Source organism: Rhizorhabdus antheiae, assembly GCF_049889055.1.
Lineage (GTDB): Bacteria > Pseudomonadota > Alphaproteobacteria > Sphingomonadales > Sphingomonadaceae > Rhizorhabdus.
The window spans coordinates 465,142-490,977 of sequence record NZ_JBLTWO010000001.1 but is presented as its reverse complement, the minus strand read 5'-3'; the positions used below and the strand labels follow the sequence as shown (position 1 = coordinate 490,977).

Sequence of the window (25,836 nt, the reverse complement as noted above, 5' to 3'; positions counted from 1 at the left end):
GGGAAATCATGAATAGTCGAGGTTGGATCAAGCGCAACATTGTCTCGTCTATGTTCGTCATTGCCGCGATCGGCAGCGTCAGCCAGAAGGTAATGGCTCAGACGAGCGATAGTGAGGCGGGGCTCGAAGAGATCACCGTTACGGCACGCCGACAGGCCGAGAATCTGCAAAGCACGCCCATTTCGATAACGGCTTTCTCCAGCGATCGCCTGGAGGCGCAAGGGATCACCCAGGTCAGCCGCATTCAGGACTTCACCCCCAACCTGACCTTCGCCAATATTCCTTCGAACAGCGGCATTGCGTCCAATGCGGCCGTCTATATCCGTGGTATCGGCCAGAATGACTTTGCTCCGACAGTCGAGCCGGGCGTGGGCATCTATGTCGACGGCGTCTATCTCGGCCGCACCGCCGGCGGCGTATTCGATCTGATCGACGTCAACTCGGTCGAAGTTCTGCGCGGTCCGCAGGGCACGCTGTTCGGCCGCAACACGATCGGCGGCGCGATCAACCTGACGACCCTTCAGCCGAGCGACGAGTTCAGGCTCAAGGGCGACATCAAATATGGCACCGACGATCGCATCAATGTTCGCGGCATGGTCAGCGGGCCGATCGCCGAGGGCCTCTACGCGAAGCTGAGCGCAGGCCTGTTCTCGCAGGAGGGCTATGTCAACGCGCCGGGCCTCGGCAAGAAGCTGGGTAACCAGAACACCAAGATGGTGCGTGGTGCGATCCGTTTCGCGCCGGTCGACAGCCGTTTCGAGGCGACCATCGCCGCCGACTATACGCGCGACAAGAGCAATGGCGCTCCGGTCACCATTTCGGGGATCGATCCGACCGCTACCGGCAGCTTCGTTTCGCTGCAAAACGCCATCGCCACCGGCTTCGGCGCGCTTCCGGGCTGCTTCAGCGCGGCTGGCTCCAGCAATACGCAGTGCTACAACAACCGCCTCTTTTCGAAGACCACGAACTTCTCCACTGCGCCGACCTATTCGGACCTGGAGCTGTGGTCCGCATCGCTCACGGCCTCCTATGATCTGACCGACGAGATGCAGCTCAAGTCGATCACGGCGATCCGCCGCATCAACGGTGTCTTCGCGCAGGATCGCGACGGATCGAACCTGCCGATCAACCATGTGTTCGACGATTTCACCCAGAAGCAGTTCAGCCAGGAACTCCAGTTCACCGGCAAGGCTCTGGACGACAAGCTGAACTGGGTGACGGGGCTCTACTTCTTCAAGGAGAAGGGGCAGGATCTCAACCGTATCGATTTTCTGGTGGTGTCTGCCCAGTCAGGCGGTTTTTACGATTACAAGAACTGGGCGGCGTTCGCGCAGTTTGGGTACAAGATAAGTGATAAGCTGACCCTGACCGGCGGCCTGCGCTATACGCAGGATCGCAAGGACTTTCTGCCCGACCAATTTGTGATCTCGACGCTGGCGCCGTTCCTGGTCATCCCGCCGGGCACACGGATCGTACCGTTCCAGACGGTCAAGGCGGACGTCAACAAGCTGAACCCGATGGTGAACCTGTCCTATCAGGTGACCAGCGATGCCATGCTCTATGCGACCTATTCGCAGGGTTTCAAGAGCGGTGGCTACACCCAGCGCATCTTCCCGCCCGAGCCAAGTCTGCCGAGTTTCCGGCCCGAGACGGTCGATTCCTATGAAGCCGGCTTCAAGCTGATGGCGCTCGAAAACCGCCTGCGCCTCAACGGTGCGCTCTTCTACACCGACTATAAGGACATGCAGCTCCTCGTTGCCGATGCGACGCGGGTCGGCCCGTTCATCACCAATGCCGGCAAGGCGCGGATTCAGGGCTTCGAACTGGAAACCAACTTTGCACCCGGTGGCGGCTGGCGCCTGAACGCGGCGGCGGGCATGACCGATGCGAAGTTCAAGCAGTTGAACGCCGGCGTGCAGGGGCTCACGCTCGACTCCAAGTTCGTCTATGTTTCCAAATGGACGATCAGCGCATCGGGCGAAAAGGAGTTCGGCCTGGGCGACAACGGTTCGGTCACGCCGCACATCGACTGGTCCTACAGGTCGGGCTTCTTCACCAATGCCAATGGCATCAACAATCCCGAGCTTTATCAGCCGGGCTACAGCGTCTTCAACGGCAATATCCGTTGGCAGAGCGACAGCAAGGTCTTCACGCTCACTGCGGGCGTCGACAATATCGGCGACAAGAAGTTCCGGCTGTTCGGGGACTATCAGCCGTCCTTCGGCTTCTTCATGCAGGCCTATGACCGTGGCCGGCAATATTATCTGAAGGCCGGTTTCTCCCTCTGATCCATCGGGGCATGGCGATGACCAGCGCTTTCATGTCGCGGCGGGGTCTTATGCGGGGCATCGCCCTCGCGGCAGCCCTGCCGCTCGCCTCCGGCAAGGCGTTCGGGGCAGCTTCGGCGGTGCCGGACCGGCGCGTGGCTGCGACCGCCGCACTGCTGAAGGCTGCTTTCCCGCATCGCGGACTGACGCCCGGCTTCTACCTTGGTGCCGCGGAAACCTATGTGAAGGAGATCGCGGCGCAGCCCGCCGCGATCTCCGAGCATGATCGCGGGCTCGCATTGCTCGACGCCAGCCATATCGCGCCGTTCGCGGATCTGCCGCCTGTCATCCAGAAGGGCCTGGTCGAAAAGGTCGATCAGGAACCGTTCTTCAAGGCGATCCTTTGGCGCGGCGCGGAACTGATCTATCGCGACCGGTCGGTGTGGAAGATGGTCGGCTATGAGGGATCGTCGCTCGAATATGGCGGTTATCATGATCGGGGGTTCGACGACATCGATTGGCTTCCGAAGGCGGGAAGTTCCGGGGCATGACTGCGCGCTTCAGCCTGGACGACAATTCCGTCTTCGTGGTGATCGGATCGGGCGCCGCCGGCGGCACCCTGTCGAACGAACTTGCGCAGAAGGGGCATAAGGTCGTCTGCCTCGAAGCCGGGTCGCGCCTGTCTCTCGCCGACGTCGTCAATGACGAAGCGGTGATGTTCGAAAAGCTGACCTGGCTCGACCGGCGCATGGCCACCGGAAAGCCGGATGCCAATTTCCCGGTCTGGAGCTGCAAGACCGTCGGCGGTACGACGATGCACTGGACCGGTGCCTGTCCTCGCATCGAGCCGCACGAGATGCGGGCGCGCAGCACTTATGGCGAACTCGCTGATACGACATTGGTGGACTGGCCGGTGACGCCGGAGGAAATCGCACCCTGGTATGACAAGGCGGAACTCCGCATGGGTGTCTCGGGCAAGCAAGGGCTGCCTTTCCTGCCGGCCGGCAACAACACCAAGGTTCTGGAAGCCGGGGCGCGGCTGTGCGGCTATACTGATATCGACACGCACAACATGGCAATCAACTCGGTTCCCCGCGACGACCGGCCGGCCTGCCAGCAGCTTGGTTTCTGCACCTCTGGTTGTGCGATCGGCGCGAAATGGTCGACCCTCTATACCGAGATCCCGAAGGCGGAGGAGACTGGTCGGTTCGAACTGCGTCCGGAATCGATGGCTATCGCGGTCAACCTGAACGATGCGGGTCGGGCCGAAAGCGTCACCTATCTCACCAAGGGCAGGAAGGTCACGCAGAAGTGTCGCGCCGTCTCGGTCGCGGGCAACGTGGTCGAGACCACGCGCCTGTTGCTCAACAGCCGCAGCGACCGTTTTCCTTCCGGGCTCGCCAACAGCAGCGGTCTCGTCGGGCGCAACTATATGCGGCACTTCACCATCCAGGTGATGGGAGTGATGCCCGGCAAGGTAAACTTCCACCGTCAGACCCATCTTGCAGGGGTGGTGCGCGACGAGCGCGGCCACCGGCCGGAACGCGGGTTCGCTGGCGGCTTCCTGATCAGCACCGTGCCCTTCACACCGGAAATCCTGGCGAAGAACATGATGATCGGCGGTTGGGGCGAGGACCTGACCTCGGTTCTCGACAAATATGATCATCTCGCCGGCATGTTGTTGACCGGCGAGGATCCGCCGCAGCTGTCGAACCGCATCACGCTCCACCCGACCGAGCGCGATGGCTATGGGCTGCCGGTGCCGGTGATCCATTATGAGGATCATCCCAACACCATCGCGATGAAGACCTATGCCTGGAAGGTGGGGCGCAGGATCTACGAAGCGCTGGGCGCCGAGAAGATCATCGAGATGGGCGATTACATCCCTGCCACCCACAATATGGGCACCGCGCGGATGGGCACCGATCCGAAGGCGAGCGTCTGCACCCCCTTTGGGCGCACGCACGACATCGACAATCTCTTCCTTTCCGATGGCAGCCTGTTCCCGACCTCCGCCGGGTGCAATCCCACGCTTACGATCGTGGCGCTGACGCTGCGCCAAGCCGACCATGTCGACAGCCAGATACGGGCAGGGAAGATCTGACGACGGCTCTCGTCCGCTCTCGGCGGGAGGCATGGCCTGGCGCTTCCCGCATCAACCCTGCGCAGCGCGTACAATGACTGCGCTCATGAACTAGCCGATCTCCGCATCCGGTCCGATGAAGGCGGAATGACCTTTTCCGGCCCACGCCATCAGGAGTGAACGAGGTGAGATTTCAGGCTGTGTCCGCGGCCCTGCTGGTGGCTGCGCTGGCTTCTTGCGCGCCGACCAACCGTGCGGTCAATGTCGATTGGGCCCTCCACGGCCTCGATGCGGGCGAGAGCCGCTTCAGCGCGCTGGGAGAGATAACGCCCGACAATGTCGGCCAGCTTGGTGTCGCCTGGTATGCCGACTTCGAAGCGCGGTCGCTGCGCGGTGTGGAGGGAACTCCGCTGGTCGTCGGCGGTGTGATGTACGCCTCCGGGCCGTGGAGCAAGGTGATCGCGCTCGACGCGCGGACCGGTCGCAAGCTTTGGGACTATGATCCCGAGATCGACGGTGCCATCGCCCGGCGAGCCTGCTGCGACGTGGTCAACCGGGGCGTCGCTTATGCCGATGGCAAGATCTTCGTCGGCGTGCTCGACGGTCGTCTCGTGGCGCTCGATGCGAAGACGGGCAGACCTCTGTGGTCGGTCCAGACAACCGACAAGGACAAGTCCTACACGATCACTGGCGCGCCGCGGATCGTGAAGGACAAGGTCATCATCGGCAATGGCGGTGCCGAATATGGCGTGCGAGGCTATGTCACCGCCTATGAGGTGGCTACGGGCGCGCAGGCCTGGCGCTTCTACACCATCCCCGGCGACCCCAGGAAGGGGTTCGAGAGCGCGGCTATGGCGATGGCCGCCAAGAGCTGGAACGGCGAATGGTGGAAATATGGCGGCGGCGGTACGGCTTGGGATTCGATGTCCTACGATCCCGAACTCGATCTGCTCTACATCGGCGTCGGCAATGGCGGACCTTGGGATCGAGCCGTGCGCAGCGCCGGCCAGGGCGACAATCTGTTTCTGTCATCGATCGTGGCGGTGCGCCCGTCCACCGGTGAATATGTCTGGCATTTCCAGGAAGTGCCGGGCGACGAATGGGATTACACCGCAACCCAGCACATGATTCTCGCTGATATCGAAATCGACGGGAAGCCGCGCAAGGTGCTGATGCAGGCGCCGAAGAATGGTTTCTTCTACGTGCTCGATCGGACCAACGGCACCTTCATCTCGGGTACGCCCTATGTCAACGTGACCTGGGCAAAGGGTCTCGATCCGAAGACCGGCCGGCCCGATATCGTGCCGGCAGCGCGCTATAGCGGCACGGGCAAGCCCTATCTGGGAATGCCGTCACCGGCCGGCGGCCATGGCTGGCAGCCGATGAGCTACAATCCTCGAACCGGCCTCGTCTATCTGCCGACGGCCGAAATCCCCTATGGCTATATCTCCGGCAAGACCCAGGATTTCCGGTTCGACCAGCGGGGATGGAACACCGGTCAGGATCCTGCAAAGACGGCGATGCCGGAGGATCCGGCGATCCGGAAGCAGATCCGCTCGATGATGAGCGGCGCGCTGGTTGCCTGGGACCCCAAGGCCCGCAAGCGCGTCTGGTCGGTACCCATGCCAATGCCGTGGAACGGGGGCACGCTGTCGACCACGTCGGGTTTGGTCTTTCAGGGCAATGGCACGGGCGAGTTTGCTGCCTATGATGCGACCAGCGGCAGGAAGCTGTGGTCGATGCCAATGGGCTCGGGGATCGTCGCGCCGCCGATCACCTATTCTGTCGCGGGGGTGCAATATGTCTCGGTCGCGGTCGGCTGGGGAGGTATCCTGCCGCTCAACATGGGAGAGGCGCTTCAGGGATCGGTCAAGCCAAAGGTCAACCGCGTAGTCACCTTCCGCTTGGGAGGAAACGCGAAGCTGCCGATGCCGGCGGATGAACCGGCAGCACCCCTGGCGCCCCCGCCCTCGACCGCATCCGCCGCTGCGATCGAGCGCGGCAGGACGCTTTACCATGTGCGCTGCTGGATGTGCCACGGCGATACGGCCGTGAACCATGGCGGGGTTCCCGATCTTCGTCGTTCGATGGCGATCGCCGACCCGGCCAGTTTCAGAGCGTTCGTCCTCGAAGGTGCGGCGGAACCGCTTGGCATGCCCAACTTTTCGAAGGACCTGACAGCCGAAGAGGTCGAGGCGATCCGCGCTTATATCGTTAAGCGCGCCAACGACCTGAAGGCCGACCCGTCAATGCCGTGACGGTCACCCGCCGAGCGGCGGGGGCATCGCGGTTTCTAGAATATTTTCAAGTTGACCGGATTCGGTCAATGGCTCGGAAAATGCGGCACCAAAAGACGATAGACTCTTTAGCCGTTGTGAACATGCTCTAGCTGGGCAGCGCAACGCCGCTGGCAGGGGCCAGTAGCGCGCCCGTGATGCGGATGCCGTCGCCGGTCTGATAGGTCTTGTTGAGGAAGATCAGCACCGCACTGAGCGCCTCGGCGGCTGCCGAGTTGACGAGGGTGCCGGCCATGGATGCTGCCCTGCAGACAAAGCTCTGTCGCGCCGCGTTTCGCCGCCTCGGCCGCGCGCTGGCCGACCTCAGCCAGGTCGAGCCGATAGGCGGCCCCCCCCGCTCAGCCTTCGCCGAGCTCTTGGAAAAGGCGCAGAAGCCGCATGCGCGCTGACGTTCCAGCACTTAACGGCCGAATGAGTTATCGCGGGGCGGCTCCAGTCGCCGCAATTCGCGGCAACGTGTGGGAACAGATGGCGCGCATCTTCGGAGTCAAAAGGTAAATGCATTAAAATGCTGGCAGAAAACGGCGTGGGGTGGTGGAGCTGAGGGGAATCGAACCCCTGACCTCTGCAGTGCGATTGCAGCGCTCTCCCATCTGAGCTACAGCCCCGCACGCCGGGCGCTTCCTCTAGCGGGCGGCGCGGTTCGATGCAACAGGCCAAATCGATGGCCGCCGATTTCCGCCGCTCCAAGCGTTACGCTTGCGACCAACCGCCGGTCGATTTCTCATGCCGTTCCGACGCCGAACCCGGAACGGGGACGGCGAGGCGGACGTTCTCGCGACATCCTTTCCAACGGGCAAGTCCCGGGAAAATCACACCAGAGCAGGAGGATGTCATGGGTTACGAACGTAGCAGCCGCTATTATCGGGACGATCAGGACCGACGCTATGGCTATGGCAATCGGGAGCGTGATCGCGACGAGGAGCGTGGCTATCGCAGCCGCTCTGACTTTGATCGCGGCTATTCGCGGCCGCGCGACTATGATGATGATCGCGGCTTTTTCGACCGTGCCGGGGACGAGGTCCGGTCCTGGTTCGGCGACGAGGAGGCCGAGCGTCGGCGGCGTTGGGACGAGCGGCTGCGCGACCGGGAGGATGAGCGTCGCTATGGATCGTCGGGCGGTGGTTTCGCCGGCTCGGGCTCGGGCTCGGGCTATGGCGCGCGCGGCGGCTATCTCGGCGGCTCCGGCGGCTATGCTTCGGACCATGGCGCCGGACGTGGTGCGGGTGCCACCAGCAGCTGGGGTCTCGGTGCCGGCCGCGACCATGACGGCTGGGGTCAGGACCCCAATTACATCCAGTGGCGCCGCCGTCAGATGGAGGAACTCGACCGCGACTATGACGATTATCGCCGCGAAAATCAGAGCCGCTTCGAGAGCGATTTCGGCAGCTGGCGATCGACCCGCCAGGGACAGCGTTCGGCGGTTCGTCAGGTCCGCGAGCATCAGGAAGTCGTCGGTTCCGACGGCACGCATGTCGGCACCGTCGACCATGTTCGTGGCGATCGGATCCTGCTGACCAAGACCGACAAGGATGCTGGCGGTCGTCACCATTCGGTCCCGTGCAGCTGGATCGCCGAGGTCGGCACCGAAGTGAAGCTGAACCGCACGGCGGAACAGGCGCAGGCCGCGTGGAAGGACGAGGAGCGGAACGATGGTCCGCGCAATCTCAACCGCGCCTTTTCCGGCACCTATTGACGCCTCTCCGGTCGCAGCGCGACGGCAGCGGGGGCCGGTTTTCGGATCGGCCCCTTTTGCTTGCAGTTCGGTGACCGTCCCTCTTGATGCGGTGCAGCATCGCGCCCACTATAGCGACATGGCCGAACCCGATCCCGCCAGGCAGGCCGCGACCGGCCTCCCTCTTCCCGACAGCGTGGCGCTGGTGTTGCAGGGCGGTGGCGCCCTCGGGGCCTATCAGGTCGGCATATTCGAGGCGCTCGACGCCGCCCGGATCGAGATCGACTGGGTCGCGGGCATTTCCATCGGCGCGATCAACGCGGCGCTGATCGCCGGCAATCCGTGCGAACGCAGGCTGGAGCGGCTGCATGCCTTCTGGGACAGGATTACCGAGGCGCTTCCGGCCATCGCGTTGTTCAACGGCGATTTCGGGGGTGATTTCGGGCGCGAGGCGCTGCATGAAAGCGCGGCTGCGCTGGTGGCCACCTTCGGCGTCCCGGGCTTCTTCCGGCCGAGGCTCCTGCCGCCCGCTTTCGCTCCGGCCGGCTCGATGGCGGCGCTGAGCGTCTATGACAGTGCACCTTTGCGCGAGACGCTCGATGCGCTGGTCGACTGGGACCTGCTCAACGAGGGGCCGATGCGCTTCTCGGTCGGGGCAGTCGAGGTCGAGAGCGGCAATTTCCGCTATTTCGACAACCGCACCGACCGGATCGATGCCCGCCACGTCATGGCGTCGGGCGCTCTGCCTCCGGGCCTCCCGCCGGTGGAGATCGACGGCAAGCTGTGGTGGGATGGCGGCCTCGTCTCGAACACACCGCTCAGCCATATCGTCGAGAACCAGGCCGAGGACATGCTGGTGTTCCAGGTCGATCTGTTCGCGGCCTCTTCGGAACCGCCGCGCACCATCTTCGACGTTATGGCGCGGGAAAAGGAAATCCGCTTCTCCAGCCGCACGCGCCAGATATCGGACCAGCTGATCCGCAGCCGGCGCGACCTGCAGCTGATCGGGCGGCTGCTCGACAAACTGCCACCCGACATGGCGGACGATCCCGACGTGGTCGCGCTGCGCGAACGTGCGCGCAGTTCCAGTCTGAGCCTCGTCCAATTGATCTACCGTGCCAATCGCTGGGAGGGCGGCTCGCGCGATTATGAATTCTCGCAGCGCACGATGCGCGACCATATCGCCGCCGGGCGCGCTGCCATCGCGGAGACGATGAGCCGCTCCGAACTGCTCGCGCGCAACATCTATGACGGCCGCATCGCCGCCTTCGATCTCACCCGCTGAAAGCACCCTTCAACTGCCAAGGAGTCCGTTAGCATGTTCCTCAAGGGCAAGACCGCTCTGATCACCGGTTCGACCTCGGGCATCGGCCTCGCCTATGCCAAGAGCCTCGCGGCCGAGGGCGCGAATGTGGTGCTCAACGGCTTCGGCGATGCCGATGCCATCGAGCAGGAGCGCAAGGCGCTTGAAGCGGCGAGCGGTGCAGGCGCGCTCTACAGCGCTCATGATCTCACCAAGGCCGAACAGATCGAGGCGATGATGGCCGAGGCTGCCAAGGCTTTTGGCGGCGTCGACATCCTGATCAATAATGCCGGCATGCAGCATGTCGCTCCGGTCGAGGACTTCCCGGTCGACAAATGGAACCTCATCATAGCGCTGAACCTGACCAGCGCCTTCCATACCACCCGGCTGGCGCTGCCCTGGATGAAGTCGCGCAAATGGGGCCGGATCATCCAGACGGCTTCGGCGCATTCGCTCACGGCATCGCCCTTCAAATCGGCCTATGTGACCGCAAAGCACGGCCTCGCCGGCTTCACCAAGACGGTGGCGCTGGAGACGGCGACGTACGGCATCACCGCCAATTGCATCAGCCCCGGCTATGTGTGGACGCCGCTGGTCGAAAATCAGATTCCCGACACGATGAAGGCGCGGAACATGACGCGCGAGCAGGTGATGAACGACGTGCTGCTCGCGGGGCAGCCGACCAAGCAGTTCGTGACGGTCGAACAGGTCGCGGCGATGGCGCTCTATCTCTGCCGCGACGAGGCAGCGTCGATCACCGGCACCAACATTTCGATCGACGGCGGCTGGACCGCGCAGTGATCTTGGAGTCCGCGCGTCCCGCTGTTGCGTAAATCGCTGAAAAGCCGGGCTTGCCAAGCATGGCGCGGGCGGGCAGGCTGATGCTTTACGAGGGGCGTGAGGAGACGATTGCTTGCAGTCATCGCGACTCGGTCTGGCTGTCTGCGTGCTGTTCGCGCTGCCGGGCTGCGGCAAGGATGGCGGCGTCGAGCGCGCCTCGTCCCCCGACCGCGCACCCGGCTGGCAACGCCTCGCCAGTGCGGCCGATCGTGATCGCATCGCCCGCTGGCGCAGCGCCTGGATCGCGGGTCTCGACAAGGCCCGCGCCAGCAACCCGCAGCAGGTCGCGGCGCAGGGCGCGCTGCTGCAACCCGACATGGCGATCGACGATCCGGCCTTGCCTGTCGGTGACTATCGCTGCCGCGTGATCAAACTGGGCGCGCAGACCAAGGGCCTGCTCGACTATATCGCCTACCCCTATTTCACCTGCCGGGTGACCGCCGATGCGTCTGGCCTGCGCTTTGCAAAACTCGACGGATCACAGCGGCCGGTGGGCATGATCTATCCCGACGAAGGTCGTCGCATGATCTTCCTCGGGGCGATGTCGCTGGGCGACGAGGCGCGGCCGCTACCCTATGGCCGCGACACCGAGCGCGACATGGCCGGCATCGTCGAGCGCATCGGGCCGCAGCGCTGGCGCATCGCCTTTCCCTATCCGCGATGGGAATCCACCATCGACGTCTTCGAATTGATTCCCAAGGGGGCATGATGATCAAGCTGATTGCGCTGCTCGCCGCCGGCGCGGCCATGGTCGCGACGCCGCTCCGCGCCGATCCCCTGGTCGATGCGGTCAAGGCCGACATGCCGGGCCTCACCGCCATTTATCGCGATCTGCACATGCATCCGGAGCTGAGCTTCAAGGAAGGCCGCAGCGCCGGCATCATGGCGGTGGAGGCGAAGAAGGCAGGCTTCGAAGTGACGAGCGGCGTCGGCGGCACCGGCGTCGTCGCGATCCTGCGTAATGGCCCGGGACCGGTACTGCTGCTGCGCGCCGACATGGATGGCCTGCCGGTGACCGAGCAGACCGGGCTCGCCTATGCCAGCCAGAATCCGGGCGTGATGCACGCCTGCGGCCATGACACGCACATGGCGAGCTGGATCGGAGTCGCCCGACGGATGGCCGCGATGAAGGGTCGCTGGTCCGGCACGCTCGTCATGGTCGGGCAGCCGGCCGAGGAAATCGGTTCGGGCGCGCGGGCGATGCTCAAGGACGGGCTGTACAGCCGCTTTCCCAAGCCCTCGACCGTGATCGCCTTCCACGATTCCGCGTCGCTTCCGGCCGGGACGATCGGTACGGTCGACGGCTACATCATGGCCAATGTCGATTCGGTCGATATCCTTGTGAAGGGTGTCGGCGGCCATGGCGCCTATCCGCATCTCGCCAGGGATCCGATCGTGCTCGGGTCGCGAATCGTGACCACCCTGCAGACGCTGATCTCGAGGGAGACCGATCCGCTCGAGTCCGGCGTCGTGACGGTGGGCAGTTTCCAGGCGGGCACCAAGCACAACATCATCCCGCCCGAGGCGAAGCTGCAGATCACGGTGCGCTCCTACACGCCCGAGGTGCGCCAGCATCTGCTCGACGGCATCGCCCGGATCGCCAAGGGGGAGGGGATTGCGGCCGGCCTGCCTGACGACAAGCTGCCCGTGGTCACGCTGCAGGATCAGCGCACACCCGCCACCTTCAATACCCATGACGTCACGACCCGCATGGTCGACCTGTTCCGTGACCGCTTCGGGCCGGAGCGGGTCAAGATGATCAAACCGCAAATGGGGGGCGAGGATTTCAGCGAGTTCTACCTCGCCGACAAATCGATCCAGTCGATGCTTTTCTGGGTCGGAGGCGTGTCGCCGGAGAAATGGAAGGCGGCCGGCGGCGACGTCACCAAGCTGCCGTCCATCCACAGCCCCTTCTGGGCGCCCGATGCCGACGCCGTGATCTCGACGGCTGTCGAGGCGATGACGGCGGCGGCGCTGGACGTGCTGAAGAAGGGATAGGCCAGGTCTGCCGCAGGCCTCGCGTCAGGCGAGAGCTGCGGCGATGGCGGTCGCGAGCTGGTCGAGCCGATAGGGCTTGGCAATGACCGGCGCATTGTCGAAACCGCTTCCCGGCGGCAGTCCTTCATAGCCGGTGGCGAAAAGAAAGCGGCGGCCGCTCTCCCGCAGGACGTGGGCGACGATCAGGCTGTTCTCGCTGCCCAGATTGAGGTCGAGCAGGGCGATATCGAATTCGGTATCCTTGGCCCGGGCCAGCGCTTCGTCGACACTCGCGGCAATCGCGACGGTCGTGCAACCGACTTCCTCGAGCATGTCTTCCGCCGTCATCGCGATGATCGTCTCATCCTCGACGATCAGCACACGGGTTCCCGCAGGGGGTTCGGTAGCCATTTCAGTCCTTCTACGAAATTCCCCCTTGGGCGCGTGATGGACGATAAGTGTTGCCGACGCAATCGCCATCGATAGTTAACATACAGGATTACGCCCGCCAGGCAGAGCCTGACGGGCGTATCTCTTCCTCCCCAGGAAAAGCTCGGTGTCGAAATGGCGGCAAGGCAACGCCGTCAGCGTCTCGACGTGGGGTGCCTTCTGGCGGCCTTCGCGCCAGCCCGCTATCCCCGGCATCGCGATTTTCATGTGCGTTTGTCCGGTGACGCGTTAAGAGCTGTGTAATCTTGTAAATATCTTACGGATGCTACGACATGGCCAAACAGGGGATATTCGCCGGACCGCGCGTGCGCCGGCTGCGCCGGGATCAGCACCTGACCCAGCAGGTAATGGCCGAGATGCTCGGCATTTCCGACAGCTATCTCGCCCTGATCGAAGGCAATCGTCGTCCGTTGACCGCGAGCCTCATCCTCCGGCTGGCCGAACTGTTCGACTTCGATGTGCGCAGCCTCAGCCAGGAGGAGCCCGGTGGCGGTGCTGCCGCGATGCGTCGGCGGCTGGGCGATCCGCTGTTCGCCGACCTGTCGGTCGATCGCGCCGAGCTGGAGGCGTGGATGGACAATGCACCGGGGGCCGCCGAGGCCTTCGCCCGGCTGTTCGACCGCTGGCGCGAGGGCGGTGGTGTGGTGGAGGCCGATGGCCCATCGCCGGTCGCGCGGGTCCGACGGGAGATCGAGCGCTGGCGCAACCATTTCGCCGACCTCGACGCCGAGGCGGAAGCGCTGGCCGACGAGCTTCGCATTGGCGCGGGTGATCTCTATGGCGCGATTGCCGAAAGGTTGCGGGTGCGCCACCAGTTGGCGATCCGGATCCTGCCGTTCGACGTGATGCCCGACCGGTTGCGCCGGCTCGACCTGCACGCGCGGCAGCTGCAGCTGTCCGAGTTGCTCGATCCGGCGGCGCGAACCTTTCAGGCGGCGTTTCAGCTCGCCCAGATCGAAGCCAAGGCCGGGATCGAGGCGCTGGTGTCGGGCGCGGCGTTCGGCGATCGCCCGGCCGAGCGGCTCTACCGGCAGCATGTGACCTCTTATGTCGCAGCGGCGTTGATGATGCCCTATGGCCGCTTCCTGCGCGCCTGCGAGGCGAGCGGATATGACATCCAGCTGCTCCAGCGGCGCTTCGGCGCCGGCTATGAGCAGGTTGCCCACCGGCTCACGACCCTGCAACGGGTCGGCGCGCGCGGGCTGCCCTTCTTCATGTTGCGGATCGACCGGGCCGGGCAGATGTCCAAGGGCTATCCCGGTGCCAGCGGCGCGGCGCTCGTCTATGCGGTGCATCGCTGCCCGCTCTGGATCATCCACCACAGTTTCAGCCAGCCGGGGCGGCTGCTCCATCAGCTTGCCGAACTCGAAGATGGCTCGCGCTGGTTCACGATCGCGCGCAGCGTTCGCCACCATGGCGGTGCGGCGGGCGTACCTGCGGCCGAGCATGTCGTGGCGGTCGGCGTCGCGGCCGAACATGCGGCGTCGCTCGCCATCGCGCGGGGCGTCGACCTGTCGGGGCCCGCAGAACGGATCGGGCTGGGCTGCACCCACTGCCAGCGCCCCGACTGCGTCCAGCGCGCCGCGCCACCAGCGGGACGGGCGGTGACGATCAACGAGCGCGAAAGGGGGCTGGCGCCTTTCTCGTTCGTGGGCGACTGATCAGAACGGAATGTCGAGCGTGGCGTGGCCGGTCGCCTTCAGCCCCTCCACGATCTTCTTCACCTCCTGGCTCGATCCGCGCGGCAGGATCATCACCGCGTCACGGGTCGCCACCACGATCAGGTCGCGCACGCCGGCGGTCGTGATCACCGGGCCTTCGCTGCGCAGCAGACAGCCTTCGGTGTCGATCGCGAGCACGTCGCCCTTGATGACGTTGCCCGATCCGTCGCGGGCACCGAGCGTGTGGAGCGCGTCCCAGCTGCCGACGTCGGACCAGCCCATCTCGACCGGCACCACCGCCACGTGATCGGCCTTCTCCATCACCGCATAGTCGATCGACTCCGATCTGGCCGACAGGAAGGCATCGGCCGCCGGGATCACCATCCGGCCTTCGCGGGCTGCATCGCTCAGCGAGGCCTTTACGGCGGTGACCATCTCGGGTTCGAATTGCTCGAGCGCCGCCAGATAGGCGTCGGCCCGGAACAGGAAGATGCCGCCATTCCAGCTGTAGTTGCCGTCGGCCAGATATTCGGTCGCCCGTTCGATCGAAGGCTTCTCGACGAAGGCGTCTACTTTCTGGACCCCCGGCGCCACCGCGTCGCCCCGGCGGATATAGCCATAGCCGGTCTCCGGCTTGTCCGGCGTGATGCCGAAGGTGATGAGCCAGCCTTGCTCGACCAGGGGCAGGGCGGCGGCTATCGCCGCATGGAAGGCGGGCACGTCCTCGATCACATGATCGCTGGGCATGACCAGCAGCGGGGTCTCCGGCGCCACCTCGATCGCTGCCAGTGCGATGGCGGGCGCGGTGTTGCGGCCAGCGGGCTCCAATATGATCGCGCGAGGCGCTTCCTCGGCCAATTGCTGCGCGATCTCGGTCGCGTGCAGAGCGTTGGTGACGATGATCGGTGCGGCGAAGCGCGCAGCCTCGCGGCAGCGGTCGGACGTCATCTGCAGCATCGTCCGCTCACCGGTCAGCGGAAGCAATTGCTTGGGCCGGCGCGACCGAGAGAGGGGCCAGAGCCGCGTACCCGATCCACCCGAGAGGATGACCGGGGTGATTATGGTGGTGGAAATGACGGGCTCCATGGTCCAGAAGAAGATGTCGTTATCCGACAGGTAGCGGACTGGCGGCAAGGGGGTTTCATGAAGGTGGGGGCTGAACCGATGGTATGGCATCGGCGATGGTGAGGCTGTTCAAGCATTATGTCGCTTATCCGGTCATTCTGCTGTGCGTGATCGACCTTGCGGTGCTGTTGCTGGTGGCGGAGGCCGGCTGGGTGCTGCGCCTGCGGCAGATTGGCAGCATTCCCGGCCCGGTTTGGGACAGGGCTCCTCAGCTGATCACCTTCGCGCTGGCCATTCAGGCGTCGATGATCGGGGTGGGCTGCTATTCGCCCGAGTCCGTCAAGAACATGCGCTTCGCCGCGGCCCGCCTGCTCGTCGCGATCTCGCTCGGCGTCATCCTGATGTCGGTGCTGTTCTTCATCCTGCCCGAACTGACCCTGTGGCGGTCCAACTCGCTCTATTCGATGGTGCTCGCCGTCGTGCTGCTGATGATGGTCCGCGTCCTGCTGGGTGGCTTCGTCAGCGGAGACGTGTTCAAGAAGCGGGTGCTGCTGCTCGGGGCTGGGCGCCGGGCGAAGCGGGTCGTCGACCTCGAACATCGCGTCGGCTCGGGCTTCCGGATCGTCGGCTGCGTCGACATGCAGGACGCGCCCGCTCAGGTGCCGGGCGCAGTGATCCGAACCGACGTCGCCAGCCTGCATCAGCTGGTCGACCGGGCTGAGGCACAGGAAGTGGTGCTGGCGCTCGACGAACGGCGCAACACGGTGCCGGTCGACGCGCTGCTGCGGCTGAAGACGACCGGCGTCCACATCATCGACATTTCCGATTTTCTGGAGCGCGAGACGGGCCGTATCGACCTCGATACCGTCCGCCCCTCGACGCTGATCTTCTCCGACGGTTTTTCCTCGGGTCGTCAATTGTCGGCGGTACTGAAGCGGGGCTTCGATCTCGTCGTCAGCGCGCTGATCCTGCTGATCACCGCCCCCGTGATTCTGCTCACCGCGATCATCGTCAAGATCGACAGCCCCGGACCCGCCTTCTACCGGCAGATCCGCGTCGGCCGCTATGGCGAAACCTTCGAGATACTGAAGCTGCGTTCGATGCGGCAGGATGCCGAAAGCGGAGGCAACGCGATCTGGGCGCAAAAGGGCGATCCCCGCGTGACTCGCATCGGGCGGATCATCCGCCTGATCCGCGTCGACGAACTGCCTCAGCTCTGGACCGTGCTGAAGGGGCATATGAGCTTCGTCGGCCCGCGTCCCGAACGTCCCGAGTTCGTCGAGGAGCTGGAGCGGAAGATTCCCTTCTATGCCGAGCGGCATATGGTGAAGCCGGGCATCACCGGTTGGGCGCAGATCAACTATCCCTATGGCGCCAGCCTCGACGATGCCCGCCACAAGCTCGAATATGATCTCTACTACACCAAGAATTACAGCCCCTTTCTCGACGTGCTGATCATCCTTCAGACGATGCGCGTCCTGCTCTGGGCGGAGGGGGCGCGCTAGACGATGGCGCGGGGGCTCGAAGCCGCCATGCTGGCCCAGCAGACGGTCCAGCCCAGCGTCTATTCGAACGGACTGTCCGAGCCGCTCGTCTTCGGGACGATCCAGTGGAGCCATGCGCTGGCGGCGATCATGTTCGCGGCGCTGGTCTGCTGGCAGGCGACCGTTCGCACCGGTGGTGCGCGGCGCGTCATGCTCACGGTCGCAGGCGCGCTGACGGCGCTCTGGTGCGTACTCGTGGCAAAGGACGGGGCGGCGAGCATTTCGGCCAATGTCGTCAAGAGCCTGGTCGATGCGGCCTGGCTCACCTTTCTCTTCGCGCTCCAGCCGCCGGTCTCGCGCGAGCATCGCCAGCCGTTGATCCTGACCATCTATCTGCTGCTCGGCGGGCTGATCGCGGCGACCGTGGTCATGAAGCTGTTGCCGCTGGCATTCGACGGCAGCCCCCGCATCCAGACCGGGCTGTTCCTGACCGACCAGTCGATCCGTGCCTTCATCGCGATCGGCGGGCTGTGTCTGCTGCACAATCTCTACGCGGCGGCATCGCCCGAGGCGCGCATCCGCATCGCTTCGCCGATGCTTGCGCTCGCGCTGCTCTGGGCGTTCGACCTCAATCTGGCGACCGTTGCCTATTTGATGAGCGCCTGGCCGATGTGGCTGTTCGGGCTGCGCGGCATCCTCCTGATGATGATCGCGCCGCTGCTGGTGACGGCGGGGCGCTTCGCCACGCTCGACCGCGTGCGCGTCTCGCGCGGGGCGCGCTTCCAGACGATTACGCTGGTGCTGAGCGGAGCCTATCTCGCGCTGATGCTGCTCGTGGCGCGCTTGCTCGCGGTCGTGGCGGCGGTTCGGTGGTTGCCGCAGCTGACGATCGCGGCGGCCGTGCTGGCCGTTGCCCTGTCGCTCTTCCCGTCGAGCCGCTATCGCCGCCGCCTCAAGAAGGCGATGACGCGCCGCCTGTTCCAGCATCGCTACGACTATCGCGTCGAATGGCGCCGCTTCACCGAGACGCTCGGTCGTCCCGGAGAGGCTGCCCCCGCGCTCGCCGAACGCACGGTGAAGGCCGTGGCCGACATATTGGATGCGCCCGGCGGCCTGTTGCTGCTTGCGTCCGAGCAGGGTGGGCTGACGGCCTCCGCCCGGTGGAACTGGCCCGGCCTCGATGCACCGGTCAACGCGGCGCCGACCGATCTGACGCGCCATCTCGAGCGTGGGGAGATCGTCGAGCTCGCCGGCGAGCCCGATGGGGAACCCGGCGCGGTGCCGCTTCCCAATTGGATGCAGAGCGAAGCGACCGCCTGGGTGCTGGTGCCGCTGATCCATTTCGACCGGTTGGTCGGCGCGGTCCTGCTCGAACGGCCCGCAGCACCGCGCCTGCTCGACGAGGAGGACCATGATCTGCTGCGCGTGGCCGGGCGGCAGGTCGCCAGCTATCTGGCCGAAGCGCGCGGGCAGGAGGCGCTGTCGGACGCGCGGCGTTTCGACGAGTTCAACCGGCGCTTTGCCTTCATCATGCACGACATCAAGAATCTGGTGAGCCAGCTCAGCCTGCTCGCCCGCAACGCCGAGCGCCATGCCGACAAGCCCGAATTCCGCGCGGACATGATCGACACGCTGCGCAATTCGGTCGACAAGATGAACGACATGCTGGCCCGTCTCTCACAACATCACCGCGCCCGTCCCGACGAGCCGGCGCCGCACGCGCTGCGCATGCTGGTGGAGGAGACGGTCAGGGACCGGGTCGACGCGGCCAGGGTCCATATCGTCAGCCAGGACGACGTCGCGGCTTCGGTCGATCCAGACCGTTTCGGCCAGGCGCTCGGCCATCTCGTCCAGAATGCGATCGATGCGAGCCCGCCGGGACGGCCGGTCGAGGTGCGCCTGCTGCGCCGTGACGGGCAGGCGGTCGTCGAGGTCGTCGACAAGGGGTGCGGGATGGCGCCCGAATTCATCCGCACACGCCTTTTCCACCCCTTTTCGTCGACCAAGCAAGACGGTTTCGGTATCGGCACCTATGAGGCGCGCGAGATCGTCGCGTCGATGGGCGGAAGGATCGACGTGTACAGCCGCGAGGGAGAAGGAAGCCGCTTCGCCATATTGCTGCCCGAAGTGCCGCTGACCGGCCCGGCCGCCGATCGGGCGGGGGCGCGCGCATGAGCGGTCCGCGCCAGCGCCTGCTGATCGTCGAGGATGACGAGGGGCTGCAGAAGCAGCTGCGATGGGCGTTCGAGGACTATGAGGTGGTGTCCGCCACGACGCGGGCAGCCGCGATCGACGCTTTGCGCCATTACGAGCCGGCGGTCGTGACCCTCGATCTGGGCCTGCCGCCCGATCCTGACGGCACTAGCGAGGGGTTCGCGACGCTCGACGCGATCCTGTCGCTCAAGCCCGATACCAAGGTCATCGTCGCATCGGGCCATGGCGCGCGCGAAGGCGCGCTGCGGGCGATCGCGGCGGGCGCCTATGATTATTACCACAAGCCGGTAGAGATCGACGAACTGGCCCTGATCGTTGCCCGCGCCTTCCAGCTGCATGATCTGGAGCGCGAAAATGCGCGGCTCCAGGCGCAGCAGGGCGTCGACGAGGATAGCGGACTGCTGACCAACGACCCCGCGATGCTCAAGGTCGTCCGCACAATCGAGCGCGTCGCCAATACCGACGTGTCGGTGATGCTGCTCGGCGCCAGCGGCACCGGCAAGGAGGTGCTGGCGCGGATGCTGCACCGGGCGAGCAAGCGCGCCGCCGGGGCCTTCGTCGCGATCAACTGCGCCGCGATCCCTGAGAATCTGCTCGAGGCCGAGCTGTTCGGCTATGAGAAAGGCGCCTTCACCGGGGCGATCAAGACGACCGAGGGCAAGATCGAGCTCGCGCAGGGCGGTACGCTGTTCCTCGACGAGGTCGGCGACATTCCGCTGCCGCTCCAGGTCAAGCTGCTGCGCTTCCTGCAGGAGCGGGTGATCGAGCGGATTGGCAGCCGCAAGGCGATCGCGGTCGACACCCGCATCGTCTGCGCCACCCACCAGAATCTGGAAGCGATGATCGGCGAGGGCCGTTTCCGCGAGGACCTCTATTATCGCCTTGCCGAGATCGTCGTGCGCATTCCGACATTGGCCGAACGGCCCGGCGACGCGCTGCTGATCGCCCGCGCGCTGCTCCGCCGGCTGGCGCGCGAGATGGGCTCGCCGGTCAAGGGCTTCGCCCCCGACGCGCTTGCCGCGATCGACGGCTGGCGCTGGCCGGGCAATGTCCGCGAGCTGGAGAACAAGCTCAAGCGCGCGGTGATCATGGCCGACGGCAAGCTGGTGACCGCCGACGACCTCGACCTCGCCCCCGAGCGCGAGGATGGCGGCTATCTGAACCTGAAGGCCGTCCGCGAGGTCGCCGACCGCACCGCCATCAGCCGCGCGTTGGCCCGCAGCGAGGGCAATATATCGAGCGCCGCCAAGATGCTGGGGATCAGCCGACCGACGCTGTACGACCTGCTCAAGCAATATGGGATGGAGGCGTAAAGCTGCGCCGACTGGTTGAAGCGTGTCCCCTTCGCCTTTAAGCCTCCGGCATGACCGATCCCGACACGCTCCGCCGCATCGCCGACGCTCTCGAACGTCTCGCGCCGCCGCCGGCGCCGCATGCCGATCCGGCGGCGCATGCGGCCTATGTCTGGCGCGATCACGGCCTGGCGGCGGCGCGGGCCTTTGCGCCTCTGCCGCTCGACCTGCTGACGGGCATCGACGCGCAGAAGGCCGCTCTTCTGGAAAATGCGCGGCGGCTGGCCCAGGGCGCGGCGGCGCATGACGTGCTGCTCTGGGGCGCGCGCGGGGCGGGCAAGTCGGCGCTGGTCAAGGCGGCGGTCGGGCATCTGCGCGGCGAGGGGCAGGACATCGCGCTGATCGAGATCGCGGGCGAGAAGATCGAGGATCTGCCGCGCCTGTTCGCGCTGATCGCCGAGGTGCCGCGCGCCTTCCTGCTGTTCATCGACGATCTTGGCTTCGACGAAGAAGCGGGCGGGCAGGGGCCGCGTATCCTGCGGTCGATGCTGGAGGGCGGGGCCGAGGCGCGCCCGGCCAATGCGCGGTTGTACGTCACCGCCAATCGTCGCCACATCGTACCGCGCGATCTGAAGGAGCAGGACAGCGCGATCAACCCGCGCGACGTGGTCGACGACAAGCTGGCGCTGGCCGATCGCTTCGGCCTCTCGCTGGGCTTCCACGTCTGCGACCAGGATGCCTATGTCGCGATGGTGAAGGGCTATGCCGACCGCTACGGGCTGGAGTTCGAACCGCTCGACGCGATCGCCTGGGCCACCCAGCGGGGCAGCCGCTCGGGCCGGGTCGCCTGGCAATATGTGGTCGAACTGGCCGGGCGGGCCGGCAAGGCGCTCTGACGCGCGATCAGCTTCCGCCGCCGGGCAGCCGCACGCGGATCTGAAGACCGCCCAGATCCTCGCTCTCCTCGAGCATGATTGATCCGCCATAGATGCCGATCACGTCGCGCACGATCGCGAGACCCAGACCGGTACCGGGCTTGCCCGTGTCGAGCCGCGCGCCGCGCTCGAACAGCTTGCCGCGTTCGGCCTCCGGAATGCCGGGGCCGTCATCCTCGATCACTATCTCGATCTGTTCGGCCTTGCGGTTGCCCGGCAAGTCCCGAACCACGCGGCCGACCGTGACGAACACCCGGCCCTGACCATATTTCGCGGCATTCTCGATCAGATTGCCGAGGATCTCGTCCAGATCCTGACGTTCGACATGGACGATCGCGTCCTTGTCGCCGGCCAGATCGACGGTGACGTGGCGGTGCATGCGGTTGACCGCGCGTTCGACCGCCTTGAGCGAAGGCCACACCTCGGCGCGGGCCTGGGCGTTGGCGCGGCGTCCGACAGCGCGGGCGCGGGCGAGATGGTGGTCGACCTGCCGCCGCATCATCGTGGTCGAGCGCACGACCGTCTCCGCCAGCTCGGGCGTGTTGGCGGTAGCCTCGTTCATCAGGACGGTCAGCGGGGTCTTGAGCGCATGGGCGAGGTTGCCGGCGTGGCGCCGCGCCTCCTCGGCCTGGCGCTCATTATGCGCGAGCAGTTCGTTGAGTTCGTCGACGAGCGGCTGGACCTCATTCGGAAAGCGTGCCTCGATCCGCGAGCTGATCCCCGAACTCACCGAGGCGACCGCCCGGCGCAGGCTGCGCAGCGGCCACAGGCCATAGGTCGCCTGCAGCGCGGCGAGGATGATCAGGCCGAGGCCCAATATCGCGAAGGAGCGGACCAGCGTCCGTCGCAGCACCGCGATCTGGTCGTCGAGCGCGGCGCGGCTGGCGGCGACCTCGAAGCGCCATTCGGTGTCGGAGCCGGGCAGGCGGATTTCGCGGTCGAGCACGCGCAACGGTTCGCCGTCGAACTCGTCGCTATTGTCGACATGGAGCGCGCGGCCATGATGCTTGGCATCCTGGCGCAGCGCCCGGTCCCACAGCGAGCGCGATCGGAAGGGCTCATGGCCGGGCCCGGAGACCTGCCAGTAGAGCCCCGAATAGGGTTCCAGGAACCGCTGGTCGCCGAGCGGCCGGTTGAAGCGGACTTCGCCGTCCGGGCCGATTTCGGCCGAACCGATCATCGCGTTCAGCACATATTCGAGCTGCCCGTCGAAATTGCGTGTGATCGCCTCGCTCAGCACGCGGTCGAGCGCAAAGCCGCCGCCAACGAGCAGGACGATGATCCACAACGCCGCGATCGAGATCATGCGGCGGGTGAGGGAGCCGGTCGAATGGCGCCGTGGGCCGGCCTCCCGCGAGAACCAGCCCTTCAAAGCGGCCGGCATCGCCTTAAGCGGGATCATCCAGCGAATAGCCGAGGCCGCGGATGGTCGTGATCACGTCCTGGCCCAGCTTCTTGCGGATACGCGTGACGAAGACCTCGATCGTGTTCGAGTCGCGGTCGAAATCCTGATCGTAAATATGCTCGATCAGCTCGGTGCGGCTGACGACCTTGCCCTTGTGGTGGAGCAGGTAACTGAGCAGCTTATATTCCTGCGCGGTCAGCTTCACCGGCTCGCCGGCCAGCGTCACCTTGCCGCTGCGCGTGTCGAGGCGGACGTCGCCCGCCGTCAGTTCGGACGAAGCATTGCCCGACGCACGGCGGATCAGCGCGCGCAGGCGAGCGATCAGCTCTTCGGTCTGGAAGGGCTTAGTCAGATAATCGTCGGCGCCCGCGTCGAGCCCTGCGACCTTGTCGGACCAGCTGTCGCGCGCCGTGAGCACCAGAACGGGCACGTCGCGGCCCTCGCGGCGCCAGCGATCGAGCACGGTCAGCCCGTCGACTTCGGGCAGGCCGAGATCGAGGATGATCGCGTCATAGCTTTCGGTGGATCCCAGGAAATGCCCGTCCTCGCCATCGGTGGCGAGGTCGATGGCATAGCCGGCGCCTTCGAGCGTGGCGCGCAGCTGGCGGCCCAGATTCGGTTCATCCTCGACGATAAGGACGCGCATTGATTCCCCTTTTCAGAACCCCGTCCGGGGTCGAGTTCATTGGCCGACGCGACCCAGTTCGCGACCGGTGCGGCCGTCCATGTCCATCCATATCACCGAACCGCCTCGCTGAAACTTGAAACGGTAGCGTCCGGTTCCCGGATCGAATTCCGAACCGATCATGCGCCCTTCGACCCGACCCTGGGCCCGGGCACGCATTTCGGAATAGGGAAGATATTCGCCCGACTGCACCCCGGCGCGCAGCGCATCCTGTTCGGGCACGCGATTCCGGTCCGCCGAAGCGGGCGACGCGGCAACGAAAAGCAACGCCAGCGAAAGGGCGGCAACGGGGTTACGCATTGACATGGGGTATAGGCATAGGGTCATGGGCTTGAATAGGGCATGAATGTTCGTGCTTCGGCAGAAAGCCCAGACCTGTTGCATCAGTAAGACACATGTCCGCTCCCATCCTATCCTATCAGAATCTCGGCGTCGTGCAGGGCAGCGGTTGGCTGTTCCGGGGCCTCGACATCAATATCGCGCCGCGCGACCGCCTGGCCCTGATCGGGCGCAACGGCGCGGGCAAGACGACCCTGCTCAAGCTGCTCGCCGGAAAGATCGATTCCGACGAGGGGCTGCGCACGATCGTGCCCGGCACGCGCGTCATCATGCTCGAGCAGGAGCCGTCGATGGCGGGCCATGCGACCCTGCGCGATTTCGCGCTGGCGGGCGCCGATGCGCCGCCGGCCCATGTCGTCGAGGCGATCGCCAGCCAGATCGGGATTGATCTCGACCGGGAGGCGGCCACCGCCAGCGGCGGCGAGCGTCGCCGTGCCGCCATCGCCCGCGCGCTGGCGCAGGAGCCCGAGGTGCTGCTGCTCGACGAGCCGACCAACCATCTCGACCTCGCCGCGATCGAATGGCTCGAATCCTGGCTCGGCCGCTTCGGCGGCGCGTTCGTCGTGATCAGCCATGACCGCACCTTCCTGACCCGCCTCACCAAGCAGACGCTGTGGCTCGATCGCGGTTCCATCCGGCGCAACGAAGTCGGCTTCGGCGGCTTCGAAGCCTGGACCGAAAAGGTCTATGAGGACGAGGCGCGCAATGCCGAGCGGCTCGACGCGCGGCTGAAGCTGGAAGAACATTGGCTCCACCGCGGCGTCACCGCGCGGCGCAAGCGCAATCAGGGCCGCCTCGCCAAGCTGATCGAGATGCGCGCGGCGCGCAAGGCGATGATGGGGCCGCAAGGCACCGCCAAGCTTTCGATCGGCGCCGACGACGTCAAGACCAAGGTCGTGATCGATGCCGAGCATGTCACCAAGGCCTTCGGCGACCGGACCATCATCCGCGACCTGACTTTCCGCATCACGCGCGGCGACCGCATCGGTGTCGTCGGCGCGAACGGCGCGGGCAAGTCGACCCTGCTGAAGCTGCTGACCGGCGAACTGGCGCCCGACAGCGGCCGGGTGAAGCTGTCGAAGACGCTCGACGGCATCGTCATCGACCAGCAGCGCAAGCTGATGGCGCCCGAGAAGCGCGTCCGCGACGTCCTCGCCGATGGTGGCGACTGGATCGAGGTGCAGGGCAACCGCAAGCATATCCACGGCTATCTCAAGGAGTTCCTGTTCGAGCCGTCGATGGCCGACGCCAAGGTGGGCACGCTGTCCGGCGGCGAGCGGTCGCGCGTCCTGCTGGCGCGCGAATTCGCCCGGCCGTCCAACCTGCTGGTGCTCGACGAGCCGACCAACGACCTCGACCTGGAGACGCTCGACCTGCTGCAGGAGGTGATCGCCGACTATGAGGGCACCGTCCTGATCGTCAGCCACGATCGCGACTTTCTCGACCGGACGGTGACGGTCACGCTCGGCCTCGACGGCAGCGGCAAGGTCGACATCGTCGCGGGTGGCTATGAGGATTGGGAGAAGCAGCGCGCGGCCGATGCGGCGGCGCGCAACCGTCCGTCTGCGGCCAAGACGGCTCCGCAGGTCGCGGCCGCGACCAAGGCCAAGACCAAGCTCAGCTACAAGGACCAGCGCGAACTGGACCTGCTGCCGGGCGAGATCGAAAAGCTCGAAGCCGCGATCGCCCGCGACGAGGCGGCGCTGGCCGACCCCGATCTCTATGCCAGCAACCCGGCCCGCTTCGACGCGCTGACCAGGGCGATCGACGCCGCCCGCCTGAAGAAGGAAGAGGCCGAGCTGCGCTGGCTCGAACTGGCGGAAATGGCCGAGCAGCTGGGCTGATGCCCAGCAGCCATCTTCGG

General features: G+C 65.5%; 22 protein-coding genes and 1 tRNA gene. 16 read left to right on the top strand and 7 right to left on the bottom strand.

The window, feature by feature from the left end; genetic code table 11:
• Positions 1 to 8 precede the first annotated feature (8 nt).
• The 4 genes from ACNI3R_RS02240 (at position 9) to ACNI3R_RS02225 (ending at position 6,608) form a co-directional block, all read left to right on the top strand.
• Positions 9 to 2,288, top strand: a complete 2,280-nt coding sequence (locus tag ACNI3R_RS02240) for a TonB-dependent receptor (protein WP_426179544.1) — start codon at positions 9 to 11, stop codon at positions 2,286 to 2,288.
• 17 nt (positions 2,289 to 2,305) lie between these two features.
• The gene (locus ACNI3R_RS02235) at positions 2,306 to 2,818 is read left to right on the top strand and encodes a hypothetical protein (RefSeq protein WP_426179542.1); all 513 of its coding nucleotides are present in this window, start codon (positions 2,306 to 2,308) and stop codon (positions 2,816 to 2,818) included.
• Positions 2,815 to 4,371 (top strand): GMC family oxidoreductase, encoded by a 1,557-nt coding sequence (locus ACNI3R_RS02230; RefSeq protein WP_426179540.1) that lies wholly within the window; start codon positions 2,815 to 2,817, stop codon positions 4,369 to 4,371. The genes ACNI3R_RS02235 and ACNI3R_RS02230 overlap by 4 nt, the downstream gene beginning before the upstream one ends.
• 164 nt (positions 4,372 to 4,535) lie before the next feature.
• The gene (locus ACNI3R_RS02225) at positions 4,536 to 6,608 is read left to right on the top strand and encodes a PQQ-dependent dehydrogenase, methanol/ethanol family (protein ID WP_426179539.1); all 2,073 of its coding nucleotides are present in this window, start codon (positions 4,536 to 4,538) and stop codon (positions 6,606 to 6,608) included.
• 127 nt (positions 6,609 to 6,735) lie between these two features.
• On the opposite strand, the gene ACNI3R_RS02220 is transcribed toward ACNI3R_RS02225, so the two are convergent.
• Positions 6,736 to 6,882, bottom strand: a complete 147-nt coding sequence (locus tag ACNI3R_RS02220) for a hypothetical protein (protein WP_426179538.1) — start codon at positions 6,880 to 6,882, stop codon at positions 6,736 to 6,738.
• Between ACNI3R_RS02220 and ACNI3R_RS02215 the strand changes: the two genes are divergently transcribed.
• The gene (locus tag ACNI3R_RS02215) at positions 6,881 to 7,036 is read left to right on the top strand and encodes a hypothetical protein (RefSeq protein WP_426179536.1); all 156 of its coding nucleotides are present in this window, start codon (positions 6,881 to 6,883) and stop codon (positions 7,034 to 7,036) included. The genes ACNI3R_RS02220 and ACNI3R_RS02215 overlap by 2 nt on opposite strands.
• 143 nt (positions 7,037 to 7,179) lie before the next feature.
• Here ACNI3R_RS02215 and ACNI3R_RS02210 read toward each other — a convergent pair.
• Positions 7,180 to 7,255: transfer RNA gene (locus ACNI3R_RS02210), tRNA-Ala, on the bottom strand.
• Positions 7,256 to 7,482: 227 nt separating this feature from the next.
• Here ACNI3R_RS02210 and ACNI3R_RS02205 point away from each other — a divergent pair.
• The 5 genes from ACNI3R_RS02205 (at position 7,483) to ACNI3R_RS02185 (ending at position 12,463) form a co-directional block, all read left to right on the top strand.
• Positions 7,483 to 8,343, top strand: a complete 861-nt coding sequence (locus tag ACNI3R_RS02205; protein ID WP_426179534.1) for a DUF2171 domain-containing protein — start codon at positions 7,483 to 7,485, stop codon at positions 8,341 to 8,343.
• A gap of 118 nt (positions 8,344 to 8,461) precedes the next feature.
• On the top strand, positions 8,462 to 9,607 hold the full coding sequence (locus ACNI3R_RS02200) for a patatin-like phospholipase family protein (protein WP_426180248.1): 1,146 nt from the start codon (positions 8,462 to 8,464) through the stop codon (positions 9,605 to 9,607).
• 33 nt (positions 9,608 to 9,640) lie between these two features.
• A complete protein-coding gene (locus ACNI3R_RS02195) occupies positions 9,641 to 10,426 on the top strand; it encodes a 3-hydroxybutyrate dehydrogenase (protein ID WP_426179532.1) in 786 nt (261 codons plus the stop codon).
• Between the two features lie 112 nt (positions 10,427 to 10,538).
• Positions 10,539 to 11,174: a DUF4893 domain-containing protein gene (locus ACNI3R_RS02190; RefSeq protein WP_426179530.1), complete on the top strand. Its 636-nt coding sequence runs from the start codon at positions 10,539 to 10,541 to the stop codon at positions 11,172 to 11,174.
• Positions 11,174 to 12,463, top strand: a complete 1,290-nt coding sequence (locus ACNI3R_RS02185; protein WP_426179529.1) for a M20 metallopeptidase family protein — start codon at positions 11,174 to 11,176, stop codon at positions 12,461 to 12,463. The genes ACNI3R_RS02190 and ACNI3R_RS02185 overlap by 1 nt, the downstream gene beginning before the upstream one ends.
• A gap of 24 nt (positions 12,464 to 12,487) precedes the next feature.
• On the opposite strand, the gene ACNI3R_RS02180 is transcribed toward ACNI3R_RS02185, so the two are convergent.
• Positions 12,488 to 12,853 carry a response regulator gene (locus tag ACNI3R_RS02180; protein ID WP_426179527.1) on the bottom strand — a complete coding sequence of 122 codons (366 nt, stop codon included), beginning with the start codon at positions 12,851 to 12,853 and terminating at the stop codon, positions 12,488 to 12,490.
• A gap of 311 nt (positions 12,854 to 13,164) precedes the next feature.
• Here ACNI3R_RS02180 and ACNI3R_RS02175 point away from each other — a divergent pair, with 311 nt between their 5' ends.
• The gene (locus ACNI3R_RS02175) at positions 13,165 to 14,553 is read left to right on the top strand and encodes a helix-turn-helix domain-containing protein (protein WP_426179526.1); all 1,389 of its coding nucleotides are present in this window, start codon (positions 13,165 to 13,167) and stop codon (positions 14,551 to 14,553) included.
• On the opposite strand, the gene ACNI3R_RS02170 is transcribed toward ACNI3R_RS02175, so the two are convergent.
• Positions 14,554 to 15,639: a mannose-1-phosphate guanylyltransferase/mannose-6-phosphate isomerase gene (locus ACNI3R_RS02170; protein ID WP_426180246.1), complete on the bottom strand. Its 1,086-nt coding sequence runs from the start codon at positions 15,637 to 15,639 to the stop codon at positions 14,554 to 14,556. It lies immediately after the preceding gene.
• 95 nt (positions 15,640 to 15,734) lie between these two features.
• Here ACNI3R_RS02170 and ACNI3R_RS02165 point away from each other — a divergent pair, with 95 nt between their 5' ends.
• From ACNI3R_RS02165 to ACNI3R_RS02150, 4 genes are read left to right on the top strand one after another with little or no spacing between them, the layout of a single operon-like run.
• On the top strand, positions 15,735 to 17,123 hold the full coding sequence (locus tag ACNI3R_RS02165) for a TIGR03013 family XrtA/PEP-CTERM system glycosyltransferase (protein ID WP_426179525.1): 1,389 nt from the start codon (positions 15,735 to 15,737) through the stop codon (positions 17,121 to 17,123).
• A 3-nt stretch (positions 17,124 to 17,126) separates the two neighbouring features.
• Entirely contained in the window at positions 17,127 to 19,277 is a 2,151-nt protein-coding gene (prsK, locus tag ACNI3R_RS02160; RefSeq protein ID WP_426179524.1) for an XrtA/PEP-CTERM system histidine kinase PrsK, read from the top strand.
• Complete coding sequence (gene prsR / locus ACNI3R_RS02155) at positions 19,274 to 20,629, top strand: PEP-CTERM-box response regulator transcription factor (RefSeq protein ID WP_426179522.1); 1,356 nt, start codon at positions 19,274 to 19,276, stop codon at positions 20,627 to 20,629. Before prsK ends, prsR begins: the two co-directional genes overlap by 4 nt.
• Positions 20,630 to 20,679: 50 nt before the next feature.
• The gene (locus ACNI3R_RS02150; RefSeq protein ID WP_426179520.1) at positions 20,680 to 21,504 is read left to right on the top strand and encodes an ATP-binding protein; all 825 of its coding nucleotides are present in this window, start codon (positions 20,680 to 20,682) and stop codon (positions 21,502 to 21,504) included.
• A 7-nt stretch (positions 21,505 to 21,511) separates the two neighbouring features.
• Here ACNI3R_RS02150 and ACNI3R_RS02145 read toward each other — a convergent pair whose 3' ends face one another.
• From ACNI3R_RS02145 to ACNI3R_RS02135, 3 genes are read right to left on the bottom strand one after another with little or no spacing between them, the layout of a single operon-like run.
• Positions 21,512 to 22,927: an ATP-binding protein gene (locus ACNI3R_RS02145; protein ID WP_426180244.1), complete on the bottom strand. Its 1,416-nt coding sequence runs from the start codon at positions 22,925 to 22,927 to the stop codon at positions 21,512 to 21,514.
• Between the two features lie 4 nt (positions 22,928 to 22,931).
• Positions 22,932 to 23,594, bottom strand: coding sequence for a response regulator transcription factor (locus ACNI3R_RS02140; RefSeq protein ID WP_165323976.1), 663 nt, complete (start codon positions 23,592 to 23,594; stop codon positions 22,932 to 22,934).
• Between the two features lie 36 nt (positions 23,595 to 23,630).
• On the bottom strand, positions 23,631 to 23,939 hold the full coding sequence (locus ACNI3R_RS02135; RefSeq protein WP_296623835.1) for a PepSY domain-containing protein: 309 nt from the start codon (positions 23,937 to 23,939) through the stop codon (positions 23,631 to 23,633).
• Positions 23,940 to 24,028: 89 nt separating this feature from the next.
• Here ACNI3R_RS02135 and ACNI3R_RS02130 point away from each other — a divergent pair, with 89 nt between their 5' ends.
• Positions 24,029 to 25,816 (top strand): ABC-F family ATP-binding cassette domain-containing protein, encoded by a 1,788-nt coding sequence (locus ACNI3R_RS02130; protein ID WP_426179519.1) that lies wholly within the window; start codon positions 24,029 to 24,031, stop codon positions 25,814 to 25,816.
• Positions 25,817 to 25,836: the final 20 nt, after the last annotated feature.

Coding starts and splice junctions, on each gene's coding strand:
- ACNI3R_RS02140 (WP_165323976.1), bottom strand. CDS start 23,594: ATGCGCGTCCTTATCGTCGAGGATGAACCGAATCTGGGCCGCCAGCTG.
- ACNI3R_RS02170 (WP_426180246.1), bottom strand. CDS start 15,639: ATGGAGCCCGTCATTTCCACCACCATAATCACCCCGGTCATCCTCTCG.
- ACNI3R_RS02215 (WP_426179536.1), top strand. CDS start 6,881: ATGGATGCTGCCCTGCAGACAAAGCTCTGTCGCGCCGCGTTTCGCCGC.
- ACNI3R_RS02135 (WP_296623835.1), bottom strand. CDS start 23,939: ATGTCAATGCGTAACCCCGTTGCCGCCCTTTCGCTGGCGTTGCTTTTC.
- ACNI3R_RS02230 (WP_426179540.1), top strand. CDS start 2,815: ATGACTGCGCGCTTCAGCCTGGACGACAATTCCGTCTTCGTGGTGATC.
- ACNI3R_RS02185 (WP_426179529.1), top strand. CDS start 11,174: ATGATCAAGCTGATTGCGCTGCTCGCCGCCGGCGCGGCCATGGTCGCG.
- ACNI3R_RS02180 (WP_426179527.1), bottom strand. CDS start 12,853: ATGGCTACCGAACCCCCTGCGGGAACCCGTGTGCTGATCGTCGAGGAT.
- ACNI3R_RS02200 (WP_426180248.1), top strand. CDS start 8,462: ATGGCCGAACCCGATCCCGCCAGGCAGGCCGCGACCGGCCTCCCTCTT.
- ACNI3R_RS02220 (WP_426179538.1), bottom strand. CDS start 6,882: ATGGCCGGCACCCTCGTCAACTCGGCAGCCGCCGAGGCGCTCAGTGCG.
- prsK (WP_426179524.1), top strand. CDS start 17,127: ATGGCGCGGGGGCTCGAAGCCGCCATGCTGGCCCAGCAGACGGTCCAG.
- prsR (WP_426179522.1), top strand. CDS start 19,274: ATGAGCGGTCCGCGCCAGCGCCTGCTGATCGTCGAGGATGACGAGGGG.
- ACNI3R_RS02145 (WP_426180244.1), bottom strand. CDS start 22,927: ATGCCGGCCGCTTTGAAGGGCTGGTTCTCGCGGGAGGCCGGCCCACGG.
- ACNI3R_RS02150 (WP_426179520.1), top strand. CDS start 20,680: ATGACCGATCCCGACACGCTCCGCCGCATCGCCGACGCTCTCGAACGT.
- ACNI3R_RS02130 (WP_426179519.1), top strand. CDS start 24,029: ATGTCCGCTCCCATCCTATCCTATCAGAATCTCGGCGTCGTGCAGGGC.
- ACNI3R_RS02205 (WP_426179534.1), top strand. CDS start 7,483: ATGGGTTACGAACGTAGCAGCCGCTATTATCGGGACGATCAGGACCGA.
- ACNI3R_RS02165 (WP_426179525.1), top strand. CDS start 15,735: ATGGTGAGGCTGTTCAAGCATTATGTCGCTTATCCGGTCATTCTGCTG.
- ACNI3R_RS02195 (WP_426179532.1), top strand. CDS start 9,641: ATGTTCCTCAAGGGCAAGACCGCTCTGATCACCGGTTCGACCTCGGGC.
- ACNI3R_RS02175 (WP_426179526.1), top strand. CDS start 13,165: ATGGCCAAACAGGGGATATTCGCCGGACCGCGCGTGCGCCGGCTGCGC.
- ACNI3R_RS02240 (WP_426179544.1), top strand. CDS start 9: ATGAATAGTCGAGGTTGGATCAAGCGCAACATTGTCTCGTCTATGTTC.
- ACNI3R_RS02235 (WP_426179542.1), top strand. CDS start 2,306: ATGACCAGCGCTTTCATGTCGCGGCGGGGTCTTATGCGGGGCATCGCC.